This is a genomic window from Dictyoglomus sp. GBS, assembly GCF_055179815.1.
Genome location: NZ_CM143687.1, coordinates 1278427 through 1294294, shown reverse-complemented (window position 1 = coordinate 1294294; position 15868 = coordinate 1278427). Strand labels below are relative to the sequence as shown.

Annotated in this window: 16 protein-coding genes and 8 tRNA genes; all 24 read left to right on the top strand. The window is 33.4% G+C overall.

Translation table 11 applies throughout. The features are described from left to right. Nucleotides 1-4 precede the first annotated feature (4 nt). Nucleotides 5-553 (top strand): phosphodiesterase, encoded by a 549-nt coding sequence (yfcE, locus tag ACY3IT_RS06450; protein ID WP_463082140.1) that lies wholly within the window; start codon nucleotides 5-7, stop codon nucleotides 551-553. Nucleotides 554-616: 63 nt separating this feature from the next. Further along, nucleotides 617-694: transfer RNA gene (locus ACY3IT_RS06445), tRNA-Pro, on the top strand. A gap of 12 nt (nucleotides 695-706) precedes the next feature. Beyond that, nucleotides 707-781, top strand: a tRNA-Gly gene (locus tag ACY3IT_RS06440). A 16-nt stretch (nucleotides 782-797) separates the two neighbouring features. Further along, nucleotides 798-874: transfer RNA gene (locus ACY3IT_RS06435), tRNA-Arg, on the top strand. A gap of 30 nt (nucleotides 875-904) precedes the next feature. After that, nucleotides 905-981 (top strand) — tRNA-His (locus ACY3IT_RS06430). A gap of 13 nt (nucleotides 982-994) precedes the next feature. After that, a tRNA-Arg gene (locus ACY3IT_RS06425) sits at nucleotides 995-1071 on the top strand. 5 nt (nucleotides 1072-1076) lie between these two features. Then, nucleotides 1077-1152: transfer RNA gene (locus ACY3IT_RS06420), tRNA-Lys, on the top strand. Nucleotides 1153-1157: 5 nt separating this feature from the next. Beyond that, a tRNA-Leu gene (locus ACY3IT_RS06415) sits at nucleotides 1158-1241 on the top strand. A gap of 17 nt (nucleotides 1242-1258) precedes the next feature. Continuing rightward, nucleotides 1259-1333 (top strand) — tRNA-Gly (locus ACY3IT_RS06410). A gap of 154 nt (nucleotides 1334-1487) precedes the next feature. Beyond that, a complete protein-coding gene (gene tig, locus ACY3IT_RS06405; RefSeq protein ID WP_463082139.1) occupies nucleotides 1488-2780 on the top strand; it encodes a trigger factor in 1293 nt (430 codons plus the stop codon). A gap of 7 nt (nucleotides 2781-2787) precedes the next feature. After that, the gene (clpP, locus tag ACY3IT_RS06400) at nucleotides 2788-3375 is read left to right on the top strand and encodes an ATP-dependent Clp endopeptidase proteolytic subunit ClpP (RefSeq protein WP_463082138.1); all 588 of its coding nucleotides are present in this window, start codon (nucleotides 2788-2790) and stop codon (nucleotides 3373-3375) included. Between the two features lie 26 nt (nucleotides 3376-3401). Then, nucleotides 3402-4631: an ATP-dependent Clp protease ATP-binding subunit ClpX gene (gene clpX / locus ACY3IT_RS06395; RefSeq protein WP_463082137.1), complete on the top strand. Its 1230-nt coding sequence runs from the start codon at nucleotides 3402-3404 to the stop codon at nucleotides 4629-4631. Nucleotides 4632-4643: 12 nt separating this feature from the next. After that, nucleotides 4644-7286, top strand: a complete 2643-nt coding sequence (locus tag ACY3IT_RS06390; RefSeq protein WP_463082136.1) for a valine--tRNA ligase — start codon at nucleotides 4644-4646, stop codon at nucleotides 7284-7286. A 34-nt stretch (nucleotides 7287-7320) separates the two neighbouring features. Next, nucleotides 7321-8634 carry an electron transport complex subunit RsxC gene (gene rsxC, locus ACY3IT_RS06385; RefSeq protein WP_463082135.1) on the top strand — a complete coding sequence of 438 codons (1314 nt, stop codon included), beginning with the start codon at nucleotides 7321-7323 and terminating at the stop codon, nucleotides 8632-8634. An 18-nt stretch (nucleotides 8635-8652) separates the two neighbouring features. Next, a complete protein-coding gene (locus ACY3IT_RS06380; RefSeq protein WP_463082134.1) occupies nucleotides 8653-9624 on the top strand; it encodes an RnfABCDGE type electron transport complex subunit D in 972 nt (323 codons plus the stop codon). After that, the gene (locus tag ACY3IT_RS06375; RefSeq protein ID WP_463082133.1) at nucleotides 9621-10157 is read left to right on the top strand and encodes an RnfABCDGE type electron transport complex subunit G; all 537 of its coding nucleotides are present in this window, start codon (nucleotides 9621-9623) and stop codon (nucleotides 10155-10157) included. The genes ACY3IT_RS06380 and ACY3IT_RS06375 overlap by 4 nt, the downstream gene beginning before the upstream one ends. 12 nt (nucleotides 10158-10169) lie before the next feature. After that, on the top strand, nucleotides 10170-10766 hold the full coding sequence (gene rsxE / locus ACY3IT_RS06370; RefSeq protein WP_463082132.1) for an electron transport complex subunit RsxE: 597 nt from the start codon (nucleotides 10170-10172) through the stop codon (nucleotides 10764-10766). 4 nt (nucleotides 10767-10770) lie between these two features. Further along, entirely contained in the window at nucleotides 10771-11358 is a 588-nt protein-coding gene (rsxA, locus tag ACY3IT_RS06365) for an electron transport complex subunit RsxA (protein WP_463082131.1), read from the top strand. A 15-nt stretch (nucleotides 11359-11373) separates the two neighbouring features. Beyond that, nucleotides 11374-12174 carry an RnfABCDGE type electron transport complex subunit B gene (locus ACY3IT_RS06360; protein ID WP_463082130.1) on the top strand — a complete coding sequence of 267 codons (801 nt, stop codon included), beginning with the start codon at nucleotides 11374-11376 and terminating at the stop codon, nucleotides 12172-12174. Between the two features lie 32 nt (nucleotides 12175-12206). Beyond that, entirely contained in the window at nucleotides 12207-13142 is a 936-nt protein-coding gene (locus tag ACY3IT_RS06355) for an FAD:protein FMN transferase (RefSeq protein WP_463082129.1), read from the top strand. Then, entirely contained in the window at nucleotides 13139-13666 is a 528-nt protein-coding gene (locus ACY3IT_RS06350; protein ID WP_463082128.1) for a Gx transporter family protein, read from the top strand. The genes ACY3IT_RS06355 and ACY3IT_RS06350 overlap by 4 nt, the downstream gene beginning before the upstream one ends. Then, nucleotides 13663-13908, top strand: coding sequence for a DUF4321 domain-containing protein (locus tag ACY3IT_RS06345; protein WP_463082127.1), 246 nt, complete (start codon nucleotides 13663-13665; stop codon nucleotides 13906-13908). The genes ACY3IT_RS06350 and ACY3IT_RS06345 overlap by 4 nt, the downstream gene beginning before the upstream one ends. Before the next feature lie 15 nt (nucleotides 13909-13923). Next, entirely contained in the window at nucleotides 13924-14733 is an 810-nt protein-coding gene (locus tag ACY3IT_RS06340; RefSeq protein ID WP_463082126.1) for a permease-like cell division protein FtsX, read from the top strand. Further along, on the top strand, nucleotides 14730-15860 hold the full coding sequence (locus ACY3IT_RS06335; protein ID WP_463082125.1) for a murein hydrolase activator EnvC family protein: 1131 nt from the start codon (nucleotides 14730-14732) through the stop codon (nucleotides 15858-15860). Before ACY3IT_RS06340 ends, ACY3IT_RS06335 begins: the two co-directional genes overlap by 4 nt. Nucleotides 15861-15868 lie beyond the last annotated feature (8 nt).

Sequence of the window (15868 nt, the reverse complement as noted above, 5' to 3'; positions counted from 1 at the left end):
TAATTTGAAAGTACTTATTATGAGTGATACTCATGGTGATACAAGTTTTTGGGAATATATAAATGATTTTTTGTCCGAAGCAAATTTCGTTATACATGCTGGAGATGTTCTTTATCATGGTCCAAGAAATCCACTACCTGCAGGATATAATCCTAGCAAGCTTGCTGAACTTATAAATAACTCAAAACCTTTCTTTATTTCAAAGGGTAATTGTGATGCTGATGTGGATCAATTAGTTATAAAATTTCCTATTTCTTCTCCTTATCTTCTGTTATATGTGAATTCTTTGAAGATTTTTGTTACTCATGGAGAAAATAGAAATGAAGATGATTTTTTTAATCTTGCAGAACTTTTTGATGTAGATCTTTTAATATTTGGACATATCCATATCCCAGTTCTTAAAGAAAGAAATAAAAGAATAATACTTAATCCTGGAAGTCCTGCTTTACCAAAGACAGAATATAAATCTGTAGCTTTTCTTGATGAAAATAAAGTTTCAATTATAGAAATAATAAGCAAAAAAGAAATTTTTAGTTTGGAATTGACTAAGTGATAATATAATTACATGGTAACTCTTGACTTTAGAGACAATTTTTTATAATATTTATTTAGCAATCGGGGCATGGCGCAGTTGGTTTAGCGCGCCTGGTTTGGGACCAGGAGGTCGCTGGTTCAAGTCCAGCTGCCCCGACCATATAATAAAAGAGCGGGAGTAGCTCAGGGGTAGAGCATCAGCCTTCCAAGCTGAGGGCCGCGGGTTCAAATCCCGTCTCCCGCTCCACTTTTGATGGGCATTTGCGCCCATAGCTCAGGTGGACAGAGCGGCAGACTTCGAATCTGCGGGTCGGGGGTTCAAGTCCTCCTGGGCGCGCCAGTAAGAGTAGGTTAAAAAATTTGGAGGATGGTGAACGTAGCTCAGGATGGTAGAGCGCTGGGTTGTGGCCCCAGTGGTCGCGGGTTCAAGTCCCGCCGTTCACCCCATAATATATAAAAAGCGCCCGTAGCTCAGTAGGACAGAGCAACGGACTTCTAATCCGTGGGTCGGGGGTTCGATTCCCTCCGGGCGCGCCATTCACGGGCCGTTAGCTCAACTGGCAGAGCACCTGACTCTTAATCAGGGGGTTGCAGGTTCGACTCCTGCACGGCTCACCAGTTGTGCGAGGGTGGCGGAATGGCAGACGCGCTAGACTTAGGATCTAGTGGGATTTCCCGTGTGGGTTCAAATCCCACCCCTCGCACCAAAGAGATAAATTGATGAGCGGGAGTAGCTCAGGGGTAGAGCGTCTCCTTGCCAAGGAGAAGGCCGCGGGTTCAAATCCCGTCTCCCGCTCCAAATTTTTAATAATATACCCCATGCAATCATTTTTTACACAAATTTGATAAACTCTTTTCTATTTTTCTTCTTTAATAGTATTTTTTATGATGATATAATATAGCTTTGGTATTTAATATAAAAAATGCTATTTTAACAGATAGGAGGTAATGTAATGACAATTAATGAGACCAACATTAAATATGATGTAGAAAAGCTTGAGGGAAGTAGAGTAAAAGTGAATGTAGAGATAGATCAATCAGAGAGGGAGAAAAGTCTTGAGAAGGCATATAAATCTTTGGTAAAAAGAATTCAAGTGCCTGGTTTTAGAAAAGGTTATACTCCTCGTCCTATTTTGGAAAGATACCTTGGAAATGAGACCTTTGAAAGTGAAGCAATAAAAATAGTTGCGAGAGAAACCTTGGAATGGTTTTTAAATAAAGGAAATGTTACACCTCTTCAGGATCCTTATTTTGATATTCCTGATTCTTGGAAAGAAGGTGAAAATTTAAAATTCTCTTTTGTGCTGGAAGTGCCACCAGAATTTAAGCTTGGAGATTATAAAGGTTTAAATATTAGAAAAGAAAAAGTAGAAGTTACTGAGGAAGAAATTAATAGGGTTATAGAACAGATAGAATTACAACTTAGTAAATTAAATCCTGTAGAAGAAGGACAAGTTGAGAAAGGTGATGTGGTCTATTTAGAAAGAGTTAAAGAAGATGGTACCCAGCTTCCCCCGATGTGGTTTACATTAAATGGAAAGGTGTTTCAAGAATTGGAAGATAAGATATTGGGAATGAAACCAGGAGAAGAAAAGGAATTTGAGATAACTTTTCCTGAAGGTTTTTATGAAAAAGATTTATCAGGTCAAACTTTAAAATTAAAATGGAAGGTTAATAAGATTTGGAGATATGAGAAGCCTGATCAAGAAACTTTTCTTCAAAAGGTTGGTGCACATTCTTTTGAAGAGTTTAGAGAGAAAGTGAGAGAAAGCATAAAGGAAGAAAGAGAAAGAAGATCTGAGGACAAAGCTTTTTCTGAAATTATGAGCAAAATATTGGAGAATACAGAACTTGACCCTCCTTTAAGTTATGTACAGTATCTTGCAGAAAATATTTTTAGAGAATTCGTTAATGATCTTACAAAAAGAGGAATGAGCTTAGATAATTATCTTAATGAGAAGGGGATAACAAAAGATGAGTTTATTAGAAATGTCATAGAAGATGCAAAGAATAGAATACGGATGGAGATGATTCTTGAAAAGATAGCGGAAGTTGAAAATATTTCTGTTTCTGATCAAGAGATAGAAGATGCTATAAGAGAAATCGCTGATAGCGAAGGTAGAGATTACGAAGAGATTAAGAAAGAAATTGAGAAAGAAGATTTAATAAATACTCTAAGAAGAAATCTTATTAGAGAAAAAGTTAAGAAATTTTTATTAGAACAAAACTTAATAGAGGAGGAATAGATCTATTATGACATTAGTACCTATTGTTATAGAGCAGACCCCAAGAGGGGAAAGAGCATATGATATTTATTCAAGGCTTTTGAAAAGTAGGATTGTTTTTTTAGGTACAGCCATAAATGATGATGTGGCAAATCTTATAATTGCGCAACTTTTGTTTTTGGAGTCTGAAGATCCTGAAAAGGATATTTATCTTTATATAAATTCCCCTGGTGGTGAAGTTTCAGCAGGACTTGCTATTTATGATACTATGAGACATATAAAGCCTAAAATAGCCACTGTATGTGTAGGTCAGGCAGCAAGCATGGCTGCTATTCTTTTAAGTGCAGGAGACAAAGGTAAAAGATATGCTTTACCTCATTCAAGAGTAATGATACATCAACCACTGGGTAGTGCATATGGCCCTGCTGCAGATATAGAAATTCATACAAGAGAAATCCTTAAAATAAAGAGGATATTAAATGAAATATTGTCATATCATACAGGACAGCCTATAGAGAAGATCGAAAAAGATACCGACAGAGATTTTTTCATGTCTGCTTATGAGGCAAAAGAGTATGGTATTGTTGATGAAGTATTAGAAAGTAAAAAAGGCTAAATCATAGATAAAGGAGATATCAATTTATGGGAAATAGAGAGCTTCATTGTTCTTTTTGTGGAAAAAGTCAAAAAGAGGTTAAAAAACTTATTGCAGGACCAGGAGTTTATATTTGTGATGAATGTATATCAATAGCTTATAAAATATTGGAAGAAGAGAATAAAAAAGACGATACTTATGATAATTTTGAACTGCCAAAACCATCCGATATTAAATCTTTCTTAGATCAATATGTTATAGGGCAAGAGAAAGCAAAAAAAATATTATCAGTAGCAGTTTATAATCATTATAAGAGAATATTTATGAGAGATAAATTAAAAGAGGATATAGAAATTCAGAAAAGTAATATACTTCTAATTGGACCAACTGGTGTAGGTAAGACTCTTCTTGCAGAAACTCTCGCAAAATTCTTAAAGGTACCTTTTGCTATAGCAGATGCTACCACACTTACTGAGGCTGGCTATGTGGGGGAAGATGTGGAGAATATTCTTTTAAGACTCATTCAAAATGCAGATTGGGATGTTAAAAGGGCAGAAAAAGGAATAGTTTACATTGATGAGATAGATAAGATATCGAGAAAGTCTGAAAATCCATCTATTACAAGAGATGTTTCTGGGGAGGGAGTTCAACAAGCTTTATTAAGAATTGTTGAGGGAACTATAGCTAATGTACCCCCTCAAGGTGGGAGAAAACATCCTTATCAGGAGTTTATTCAGATAAACACAAAAGATATTTTGTTTATTGCTGGTGGTTCTTTTGAAGGAATAGAAAAAATAGTAGAAAAAAGACTTGATGTATCAAGTATCGGATTTGGTGCACAAATAGAACCTAAAAATAGAAAAAGTTTAAGTCAGATCCTCTCAAATATCATTCCAGAAGATCTTATAAAATTCGGAATGATTCCTGAATTTGTTGGAAGATTTCCTGTTGTAGCGGTTTTAGAACCTCTTAATGAGGAAGCTCTTATGAAGATATTAGTAGAACCTAAAAATGCTCTTGTTAAACAATATAAGGCATTATTGGCTTTAGAAGGGGTAGAATTAGATTTTACAGAGGATACATTAAGAGCTATAGTCAAAGAAGCACAAGAAAAGGCTACAGGTGCAAGAGGATTAAGAGCTGTAATGGAAGAACTTATGTTAGAACTTATGTATGAGCTACCGTCCTTAGGAATCAAAAAATTTGTCATCACACCAGAATTAGTTTATAATCGTGGAAAATTATCTATAGAAAAATTAAAAAAGATGGCAGGTTAGGGGGTTTATTTTATGAAAGAGGAGATGGCTTCTGTTTATTCCTTTTTGGATGTGGAGAAAAAATGGTATGATTATTGGCTAAATAAGGATTATTTTCATGCAGAAGTGGATGACTCAAAAAAACCCTTCTGTATAGTATTGCCACCCCCAAATATTACAGGTTCTTTACATTTAGGCCATGCTTTAAACGCGACTATTCAGGATATCTTGATTAGATGGAGAAGAATGCAAGGTTATAATGCATTATGGATTCCAGGCACTGATCATGCAGGCATTGCAACCCAAATGGTAGTAGAAAGAGAACTTTTAAAAGAGGGAAAAAGCAGATGGGATTTAGGCAGAGAAAAATTTTTGGAAAAGGTATGGGACTGGAAGGAAAAATATGGAAATACTATTGTAGAGCAGTTAAAGAAACTTGGGGTTTCATGTGATTGGAAAAGATTTAGATTTACCATGGATGAAGAATATTCAAAAGCTGTAATTAAGGCTTTTGTTGAGCTTTATAAAAAGGGATATATATATAGAGGAGAAAGAATAATAAATTGGTGTCCCCGTTGTAGAACAGCAATCTCTGATTTGGAAGTCAGATATATAGAAGAGTCCTCCTATTTATGGTACATAAAATATCCTTTCTATGATGAAGAAGGTTATATAGTTATAGCAACTGCAAGACCTGAAACCATGTTAGGTGATACTGCTGTAGCTGTTAATCCGGAAGATGAGAGATATAAAAATCTTATTGGGAAAAAAGTTATTCTACCATTAGTCGGGAGAGTAATTCCTATTATTGGCGATGAGACAGTAGATCCTAATTTTGGCACCGGTGCTTTAAAGGTTACTCCAGCTCATGATGCTGATGATTTTGAGATAGGTAAAAAACATAATTTGGATTTCATATCTGTGATTGATGAAAAAGGATTTATGAATGAGAATGCTGGTAAATATAAAGGACTTAGTGTTTTAGAATGTAGAAAGAAAATAGAGGAAGATTTAGAAAAAGAAGGATTTCTTTTAAAGAAAGAAGTATATGTTCATGATATTGCCACTTGTGATAGATGTGGTACTCCCATAGAACCTATGATATCTAAACAATGGTTTATGAAAATGGATAATTTAGCAAATCCTGCCATATTAGCAGTTGAGGAAAGTAAAGTGAAATTTATTCCTGATAGATGGAAGAAGGTTTACTTCGATTGGATGTATAACATTAGAGATTGGTGTTTATCAAGACAGTTATGGTGGGGGCATAGAATTCCCGCTTGGTATTGTAATGATTGTGGCTATATAAATGTGGCTGAAAAATCTCCTGATAAATGTGAGAATTGTGGTTCATCTAATCTAAAACAAGATGATGATGTATTAGATACATGGTTTAGTTCTGCTTTATGGCCTCTTGGTACTTTAGGATGGCCAGAAGATACAAAAGATCTTAAATATTTCTATCCTACCTCTGTATTAAGTACAGCAAGAGATATTATTAATCTTTGGGTTGCCCGAATGATTATGATGGGGCTTGAGTTTAAAAAGGATGTGCCTTTCTACCATGTATATGTTCATCCAACAGTACTCACAAGAGAAGGAAAACGTATGAGTAAATCGAAGGGAACAGGTGTAGATCCCTTAGATTTAATAAATAAATATGGTGCAGATGTTACAAGATTTGGCCTTGCTATTCAGTGTACTGAAATGCAAGATTTGAGGTTTCATGAAGAGAATTTTGAAAACACAAGAAATTTTACTAATAAAATATGGAATGCTTCCAGATTTGTAATATCAAATTTGGAAGATAGAAAATATTCAGAAGTAAAATTAGAATACCATCTCTTATCTTTATCAGATAAATGGATATTGAGCAGGCTTCAAAAAGAGATTAAAGAGGTAACAGATCATTTAGAGAATTATAGATTTAGTGAATATGTAAAAACTATATATAATTTCTTTTGGAATGAATTTTGTGACTGGTATATTGAGATGGTAAAACCCAGATTATCTCAAAAAGAGGATCCAGAGAGTAGGTTAGTTTCTCAAACTATTCTTTGGAAGGTGTTAAGTGATAATCTGAAACTTCTTCATCCTGTAATGCCTTTTATTACTGAAGAGATTTGGCATAAACTGCCAGAAAACAGCGAGAGTATAATGATCTCATCTTGGCCTATCTCTGAGGATACCTTTATTGATGAAAAAGCAGAAAAGGATATGGAATTTATTATGGAGTCAATCAGAACAATTCGAGCAATTAGATCTGAATTCAATATCTCTCCCTCTGATGTTATAAAAGTAGATTTTTACACCCTTGATAAAGATAAGGAGATTTTACTTCTCGGTAATTCTGGTTATTTTGCTACGCTTGCAAAAGCAGAAATTAATAAAGTTGACGAAAAGAAAGATATTAAAAATGTAGTACATAAAGTCTTAGAAGGTGTTGATTTATATGTAAATCTAAAGGGTTTAATTGATATAACAAAAGAAAAAGAGAGAATAAAGAAAGAATTAGAGGAAGCATTAAATATAAAGAAGAAAATTGAAGAAAGACTTTCCAACGAGGAGTTTCTAAGAAAAGCCCCAGAAAATGTGGTAGAAAAGGAGAAAGAGAAATTAGAAAGTATTAATAGAAAGATAAGGAGCTTAGAAGAAAGTTTTAATACATTAGAGTAGTTAAGTAGTTTAAAAATTAAACAGGGAGGTCATTATGAAAATATATGGCTTTAAAGGTGGTGTACATCCCCCTGAAAAAAAGGAATTATCAAAAGATGTACCAATAACAAAAATTCCTCTCCCTGAAAGATTACTTATTCTTACAATTCAGCATACAGGAGCTCCTACAACCCCTCTTGTTAAAGCTAAGGACCATGTATTTAAAGGACAAAAAATTGGAGATGCGCAGGCTTTTGTTACGGCTCCTATTCATGCTCCAACTTCAGGAACTGTAAAAAGAATTGCACTTTTTCCTCATCCCAATGGAAGAAATGTTTTGGGTATTGAGATAGAGCCAGATGGCAAAGAAGAGATTTTTCCAGATATTCCCAGAGATTTATCATGGCAAAATCTTTCACCTGACGAGATTAAAAAGAGAATTAGAGAGGCTGGTATTGTTGGACTCGGAGGTGCTGCTTTTCCTACCCATGTGAAGATATCACCTCCACCAGAGAAAAAGATAGATACGGTTATTCTCAATGGAGCAGAGTGTGAGCCGTACTTGACTATAGACTATAGGCTTATGTTAGAGAAACCTCAACTAATTATAGAAGGGTTGAGGATATTGATGTATGCATTAGGAGTTAAGAAGGGAATTATTGGTATTGAGAATAACAAGAAGGATGCAGCGGAAGTTTTGAGAAAATATATAGATAGGGATATAGAAATTGCTATTTTACCCACGAAATATCCTCAAGGTTCTGAAAAGCATCTCATAAAGGCTATTTTAGATAGGGAAGTTCCCTCTGGAGGTCTTCCTTTAGATGTAGGGGTAGTTGTTAATAATGTGGGAACAGCAGTAGCTATTGCTGAACATTTTAAAACAGGCCTTCCTTTAATTTCTCGTGGAGTAACAGTTACAGGTGAGAATATTAATTCTCCTAAAAATTTAGAGGTTTTGATAGGTACTCCTGTATCAAAACTTATTGAGGCTGCAGGAGGATTCAGAGAAAAGCCAGGAAAGATTATATTTGGTGGACCTATGATGGGTATAGCTATTTATGATATGGATACACCAGTTATTAAAGGTACATCAGGTGTGGTTGTTTTTTCTGAGAAGGAAACAAAATATTATGAACCTGTGGAATGTGTAAGATGTGGAAGATGTATTGATGTTTGTCCTATGGGATTAATGCCTACCATATTAGCTAAATATGTAAGAAGAGGTAAACTAATAGAGGCGGAGGAGTTAGGAATATTAGATTGTGTAGAATGTGGTTCTTGTAATTATATATGTCCTTCCAGAAGACCCCTTCTTCAATGGATAAGAGTAGGTAAAACGGATATCTTAGCAAAGAAAAGAAAGTAAAGGGAGGCATAACCAGTTATGAAGTCAGAGATGGATAAATTAATAGTTTCTTCATCGCCTCATATTTTTGTTAAAGAAGATGTTTCATATGCGATGAGGCAAGTAATTTATGCACTAATACCTGCTACTCTTGCAGGTGTTTATTTTTTTGGTTTGTATTCTTTATTGGTTATATTAGTAAGTATAATTTCAGCAGTTTTATGGGAAGCTTTTGCTCTTATTTTGAGGAAAAAGCCATTAAATATACTTTTAGATTTTAGTGCTGTAGTTACAGGGCTTCTTCTTGCCCTTACTTTACCTCCTAAGGTTCCATTATGGATTCCTATAGTGGGATCTGGTGCAGCTATTCTTCTTGGAAAGCAGGTTTTTGGAGGATTGGGTGATAATTTTTTAAATCCTGCCTTAGTTGGAAGAGCCTTTCTCCTCTCTTCCTATCCTCAAATAATGACCTCATGGATGGAACCTATTCATAAAATTGGAGGCATGGTTTCACAAGCATCTCCCCTTACTTCTACTGCCACCCCTCTTGCTATAGAAAAACTTAAACTTACTGGTTATCAAATACCCTCATATTTTCATCTTTTTATTGGTGATATTCCAGGATGTATAGGAGAAACTTCTGCCTTATTATTGCTTTTAGGTGGTCTCTACCTTATTTATAAAGAAATAGTGGATTGGAGAATACCACTTTCATATATTTCAACGGTTATTATAATTTCCCTTTTATTCGGGAAAGACCCTATTTTTCAAATATTAGCTGGAGGACTTTTTTTAGGTGCTTTCTTTATGGCTACTGATTGGGTAACAACCCCTCTTACAACAAAAGGTAAAATTATTTTTGGAATAGGAGCAGGTTTCTTTACAATGGTTATAAGATTATTTGGTATTTATCCAGAAGGAGTATCTTATGGAATTCTTGTTATGAATGCTTTGACTCCTCTTATAGATAGAACCTTAAAACCTCGCAAATTTGGAGAGGTGAGAAAATGAAACAGATATTAAGATATGGATTAATCCTTTTTTTGGTATGTAGTATATCAGCTGGTGTTTTAGCCTTTACATATGAAAACACTCAGAGAGTAATTGAGAGCAATAGAAAAAAAGAAAAAGAAAGAATTTTAAAGGAAATAATTCCAGAGGCAACAGATTTCAAAAAAGTCGAGAATCCTCCAAAATCTGATAGTAATTTAGTAAAAATAACCGAAGTATATATTGCTTATAAAGGAAATGAAAAAACTGGAACTGTTTGGGAAGTGACATCAAAGGGGTATAGTAGTGATATTTTGATGATCATTGGTACAAATAAGGAAGGTAAAATTTCCCACATAACTATACTTTCTCAACAAGAAACACCAGGCCTTGGGACTGAAATTGTTAAGGATAGTTTTTTAAATCAGTTTATAGGAAGAGATACCCCAAATTTAGAAGTAAAAAAGAATGTTACTCCTGTATCAGGAGCAACTATCTCCTCTTCTGCAATTGTGAGAGCTGTAAATGAGGTTCTGAAACACAAAAACTTTTAGGGGGGAAGAAAAATGAAAAAGCTATGGATATATATAAGAAATGGTATTTTTAAAGAGAATCCTGTTTTGATATTAATGATAGGTCTGTGTTCTGTACTTGCTGTTTCTGTTAGTGTACAAAATGCAATTGGAATGGGACTTGCTTTTACCTTTGTTATGGTTTTTTCTAATTTGTTTGTATCTCTTTTAAGAAAATTTACACCTCACGACATAAGAATACCTATTTTTATTGTAGTTATTGGTACTTTTACTACCATTGTTGATCTTGTTATATCTGCTTATTTTCCAGAACTTTATAAGGCTTTAGGTATTTTTATTCCATTAATTGTGGTAAATTGCATAATAATTGGTAGGGCTGAGGCTTTTGCTTATAAACATTCAGTAATGGAATCTATTGCTGATGGGATAGGAATAAGTATAGGTTATATATGGGCTATAGTAGCCTTAGGAGCCATAAGAGAATTTTTGGGATCAGGAACTCTTTTGAATACAAATATTTTTCAAAATTTTCAGCCTGCTAAAGTTTTTGTAATGCCTCCTGGAGCTTTTTGGGGAATAGGATTGTTGATAGGAATATTGAAATGGGTAGATAGTAAAATTAGGAGGTAATAACATGGGATATGTTGGAAAACTATTTCTTCTTTTTCTATCTGCTTCTCTTATCGATAATATTGTTTTTATGAGATTTTTAGCTTTATGTCCTTTTGTAGGTATGAGTTCTTTTCTTGAAACATCTATTGGTATGGGTGTTGCTGTAGCTTTTGTTATGACCATGGCATCGGTGGTAACATTCTTTATCTATTATTATATTCTTATTCCACTTAATTTAATTTTTTTAAGAACCATATCTTTTATATTAGTGATTGCAGTTTTAGTACAACTTGTGGAGATGTTTATAAGAAAGACTTCTCCATCTCTTTATAAGGCTATGGGTATTTACTTACCATTAATAACTACAAATTGTGCTATATTAGGTGTTACGCTTTTAAATATAAACTATCAGCATGATCTTATTGAATCTATTATTTATTCATTGGGTGTCTCTCTTGGCTTTACTATTGCCTTAGTACTTCTTGCAACCATAAGAGAGAGGTTTTCTTTTTCAGATATACCTAAATTTTGGCAAGGATATCCTATTGTTTTTATAACCGCTGGCCTATTGGCATTAATTTTTCTTGGATTTCAAGGACTTGCTCATTAAAAAGGAGGAAATGATATGGAATTAATAATAATATCAATCTTAGTATTAGGAGGGATTGGTTTTCTTTTTGGCTTAGGTTTAGCAGTAGCAGGTGAGAAATTTAAGGTAGAGCTTGATCCTCGTATTTCTCAGATTATGTCGGTTTTACCGGGGGGAAATTGTGGTGCGTGTGGCTATACAGGGTGTGAGGCTTGTGCTATAGCGATTTTAGAGGGTAGAGCACCTATTACTGCTTGTATTGTAGGAGGAGATAAAGTAGCGAAAGAAATTGCAAAGATTATGGGAGCTAATGAAGAAGTTAGTCTTGTGAAACAGGTATCTTTCCTTACATGTCAAGGAGGCAAAGGAATTGCTCAGGAAAGGTTTATATATAAGGGAGTAGAAAAATGTAAAGCAGCAAATTTGGTTCAAGGAGGTTATAAAGGTTGTCCTACTGGATGTTTAGGATATGGTGATTGTGTTAGAGCTTGTCCTTTTGATGCTATACATATGGGAGACGATGGTCTACCTAAAATTGATGTGAATAAATGTACTGGATGTGGTTTGTGTGTGAAAGCATGTCCAAGGGGTATTTTAACTTTATTACCTGTTAATATCCCTTTACTACTTTGTTGTAAAACAGAACTTCCAGGACCTGATGCAAGAAAGGTATGTTCTCATGCATGTATTGGATGTGGTATTTGTGAAAAGGTATGCCCTAAAGGAGCAATTAAGATAGAGGGTAGATTTCCAGTTATAAATTATGACCTTTGTGATGGTTGTGGAATCTGTGTAGAAAAATGTCCAACAAAGGCGCTTATATTATTAAAGCGTTAATTATATTGTCTATATTGATTTTCTTTATTTTCTTGATTAGAAGTTATCAAGGGAATAGGGAAGCTTCTCATATTGGTATTTTAATGGATACTTTTGTTGATATAAGAATCTGGGGGAAAGACAGTTATAGAGCTCTTAATGAATCTTGGGCTTTAATAGAAAATTTGAGTAAAAAAATTGACAGGTTCAACCCATATAGTGAAATAAGTAAGATCAATAAAAATGCTGGAAATTATGTTGAAATTTCTTATGACATTGTAGACATTATAAAAAAGGCTAAATATTTTGCTCAGATTACAAACGGTTATTTTGATCCAACAATAGCTCCTCTCATGAGGATTTGGGGATTTTATGATAAAAATTACAGAGTTCCTTACAAAAAAGAGATTGAAGATAAACTTCAATATGTGAATTATAGAAAAATTCATATAAAAGGAAACAAAGTTATGATAGAAAAGGGAATGGAAATAGATTTGGGGGGTATTGCTAAAGGATATTTAATGGATAAAATATTTGAAGTTTTGAGAAAATATTCTATAGATAGGGCTGTTTTGAATTTTGGAGGACAAGTTGGAGTTTATGGAAGAACTCAGAAAGGAACTCTTTGGGAAGTAAGTATCAAGCATCCCCGTAAAGATCAAGGTTTTATTGGAAAAGTATGCATAAAAGAAGGTTCTGTTTCTACGTCGGGAGATTATGAAAGATTTTTTATTAAAGACAATGAGAGATATTGTCATATAATTAATCCTAAAAATGGATATCCATCAAACTCCGTTATAAGTGTTAGTGTGATAAGTAAAAGTGGAACAGAAGCTGATGCTTTATCAACAGCTTTTTTTGTTTTAGGTAAAGATGCCATATCTTTGTGGAAAGAAAAATTTTCTTACTTAGGCTTAGTTATTGTTTTTCCAAATTTAAATGTATGGTATTCTCCTAATCTGGAATTTAAAGTGGAGAGTAAAAAGTGAAAAGGATAAAGGAAAATAAAGTTGTTTATATTACTACCTTAGGTTTAATGATATCCTTAGCTTGTGTTCTCTATTATTTTGAAAGTATTTTTATCTCTCCCTTTCTTTTTCTACCAGGTGGAAAAGTTGGAATTGCAAATTTAGTTCCCTTAGTTGCTATTTATACCGTAGGTATAAAAGAGGCTATAATTATAACTGTACTTAGAGTTATAATAGTTAATATAATTATGGGAAGATTTTTAGATATCTCTTTTTATTTAGGGTTTTTTGGTGGATTGATAAGTAATCTTTTTATGGGTTTTTTTTCAAAAACCTCAATAAGTGTTATAAATAATAGCATTATAGGAGCGATTATTCATAATATGACCCAACTTTTTATAGTTGCCTTTTTCATTTTTCATAAGGGTATTTTTTACTACGCTCCATTCCTTATCATTTTTGGGTTTTTAGCAGGTCTTTTTAATGGAATAGTGGGGGGGTATCTAATAAAATATATTAAAAACTATTTAGGGGGTGACCTATGAGAAGAAGTAAAATGTCTACAAAACTTCTAATCTTTCTTATTGTTCTGGGACTAATTGTGGGTGGAGTTATTGCTGAGGCATTTGGAGATAAGTTAGAATTTTTAAAGAAGGGATTAAATATTGGCTTTTCCCCAGTTACTCTTAACATGTATTTTTTTACTTTCACATTAGGATTTGATTTAAAAATTAATTTGGGTGGAGCCTTAGGAGTATTAATTGTGTTGCTTTTTTGTAATATTTAGAGTTATAATTTAACTATGGGTAGTAGAGATTTTATAGAGGGGTTAAAAAACAAAGGTTTTTTCGTCTTTATAGGGTTTTTTATACTCTATATACTTTTATTGTTTTTGATTGTTTTTATTACTTCTATGAATGGATCTCTAAATCTTTGGGCAGAGAAGATAAAAATTTATGCTTTTGTAAATCCAAAAACTTCTGATTCTGATATAGTTAAATTATTGATAGATTTAAAATCTAATTTTCATTTCAAGGAAGCAACTTATATAACCCAGAAGGAGGCCTGGGAGAAGCTAAAGGAAGTTGTAGGAAGAGAGAATGATATTTTTGCTTGGGGATCACCTGATTCTTTGCCTAAAACTATCGAAATAACCCCATCTTTATTAGAAAATATACATGATATTATAAGGTATCTTCTTAATTATAACTTTGTTGAAGAGGTAAGATATCCTGAGGAAATGGTTACTCAATGGTATAATTTGCAGGGCTTAGTAGAGATCATTAAGAAGATTTTTACATACTTAGGTAGTTTGTCTTTTCTTTTATTGTCTGTTGAATTACTTACTCATACTCATCTTGCTTATCCCATACTTTCAGTACCATCTCAAATAATGGAGAATGTAATAATAACAACAATATCCTTTTTTTCTGCATTGGCTTCCATATATTTCTTGGGGAACATTTTTAAAGATCATATATCAACAATACTTCCTTATTTCTCTTATGTATTTGATTTAAAACACATCTTGATATGGATTTTTTATTTTGTAATATCCAACGTAATTATTAGTTTCACTTCTGCCTTAATAAGCTTTCAGAGGCTTAGATGAAAAGGATAATTACAGTAACAGTTGTTCTATCACTATTGTTAGTACCCATATTTACATGGGGTAACGTAGATTATACCATACTTCAAAAACAAAAAGAATTGCAGAAAAAAAGAGAGCAAATAAATAGTTTAAAGATGCAAGTTAAAAATTTAGAAAAGAAGGAATTGAATATTGTTCAAGAAATAAGCAAAATTGATATGGATCTTGATAAAGCAGAAAGAGATCTTAGTATGGCGGAAACGAAACTTAGAGAAGCTCAAGCAAAATTGGTGGTATTATCAACACAATTAAGTATAATGCAAAGAAATTTAAGATATAGAAGTTTAAACTACAAAGAATCCTTAGGTGATATTTTTAAAACTATACAACCTAAGATATATTTAGATATTATCTTTACACAGAATACATTTGCTTCTATTGCTGTTCCATATTATTTGAAGATATTAATGAAGAAAGAAGTAAATAGACTACAAAGTATTGATAAACAATGTAAAGATATAGATAAGAAGAAAAAAGAATGGGAGGCTGAAAAAAGGAAGGTTGAACTTTTAGTGAAGGATATATCAGAAAGAAAAGGATATATAGAAGCAAAGAAGAAAGAAAGAAAAGCCTTTCTTCAGAAAATTAGGGAGCAAAAAAGGTATCAGCAACAAGTTATTGCAACCTTAGAGCGAGAGTCAAAGGAGATTGAGAATTTTATAAAGAGATTGGCATCTTCTAAAATTCAAAAAGCTAAAAAAGGATACCTCTCTTGGCCTGTTATTGGGAGTGTTACTTCTGGATTTGGTATGAGGAGACATCCTATACTTGGAGGAGCTCCTCTTTTCCATACTGGTATAGATATTTCAGCAGATTATGGAACACCTATAAGAGCAGTAGCTTCTGGCAGAGTTATTTTTGCTGGATGGTATGGTGGATATGGAAATATGATAATAATAGATCATGGAGGTAATATATCTACTGTTTATGGACATCTGTCAAGGATAGCTGTAAGATCTGGAGAAGAAGTTTCTGAGGGTGATATAATTGGATATGTAGGAAGTACAGGTTTAAGTACAGGTCCCCACTTACATTTTGAGGTGAGAGTAAATGGTGAACCTGTAGATCCAATAAATTGGTTAAAATAATAGAAGGA

Excerpts from the sequence above, each read along its gene's own strand:
- clpX (WP_463082137.1), top strand. The coding sequence starts at position 3,402 with ATGGGAAATAGAGAGCTTCATTGTTCTTTTTGTGGAAAAAGTCAAAAA.
- rsxC (WP_463082135.1), top strand. The coding sequence starts at position 7,321 with ATGAAAATATATGGCTTTAAAGGTGGTGTACATCCCCCTGAAAAAAAG.
- ACY3IT_RS06345 (WP_463082127.1), top strand. The coding sequence starts at position 13,663 with ATGAGAAGAAGTAAAATGTCTACAAAACTTCTAATCTTTCTTATTGTT.
- ACY3IT_RS06340 (WP_463082126.1), top strand. The coding sequence starts at position 13,924 with ATGGGTAGTAGAGATTTTATAGAGGGGTTAAAAAACAAAGGTTTTTTC.
- rsxA (WP_463082131.1), top strand. The coding sequence starts at position 10,771 with ATGGGATATGTTGGAAAACTATTTCTTCTTTTTCTATCTGCTTCTCTT.
- ACY3IT_RS06390 (WP_463082136.1), top strand. The coding sequence starts at position 4,644 with ATGAAAGAGGAGATGGCTTCTGTTTATTCCTTTTTGGATGTGGAGAAA.
- ACY3IT_RS06375 (WP_463082133.1), top strand. The coding sequence starts at position 9,621 with ATGAAACAGATATTAAGATATGGATTAATCCTTTTTTTGGTATGTAGT.
- clpP (WP_463082138.1), top strand. The coding sequence starts at position 2,788 with ATGACATTAGTACCTATTGTTATAGAGCAGACCCCAAGAGGGGAAAGA.
- ACY3IT_RS06335 (WP_463082125.1), top strand. The coding sequence starts at position 14,730 with ATGAAAAGGATAATTACAGTAACAGTTGTTCTATCACTATTGTTAGTA.
- tig (WP_463082139.1), top strand. The coding sequence starts at position 1,488 with ATGACAATTAATGAGACCAACATTAAATATGATGTAGAAAAGCTTGAG.
- ACY3IT_RS06380 (WP_463082134.1), top strand. The coding sequence starts at position 8,653 with ATGAAGTCAGAGATGGATAAATTAATAGTTTCTTCATCGCCTCATATT.
- rsxE (WP_463082132.1), top strand. The coding sequence starts at position 10,170 with ATGAAAAAGCTATGGATATATATAAGAAATGGTATTTTTAAAGAGAAT.
- ACY3IT_RS06360 (WP_463082130.1), top strand. The coding sequence starts at position 11,374 with ATGGAATTAATAATAATATCAATCTTAGTATTAGGAGGGATTGGTTTT.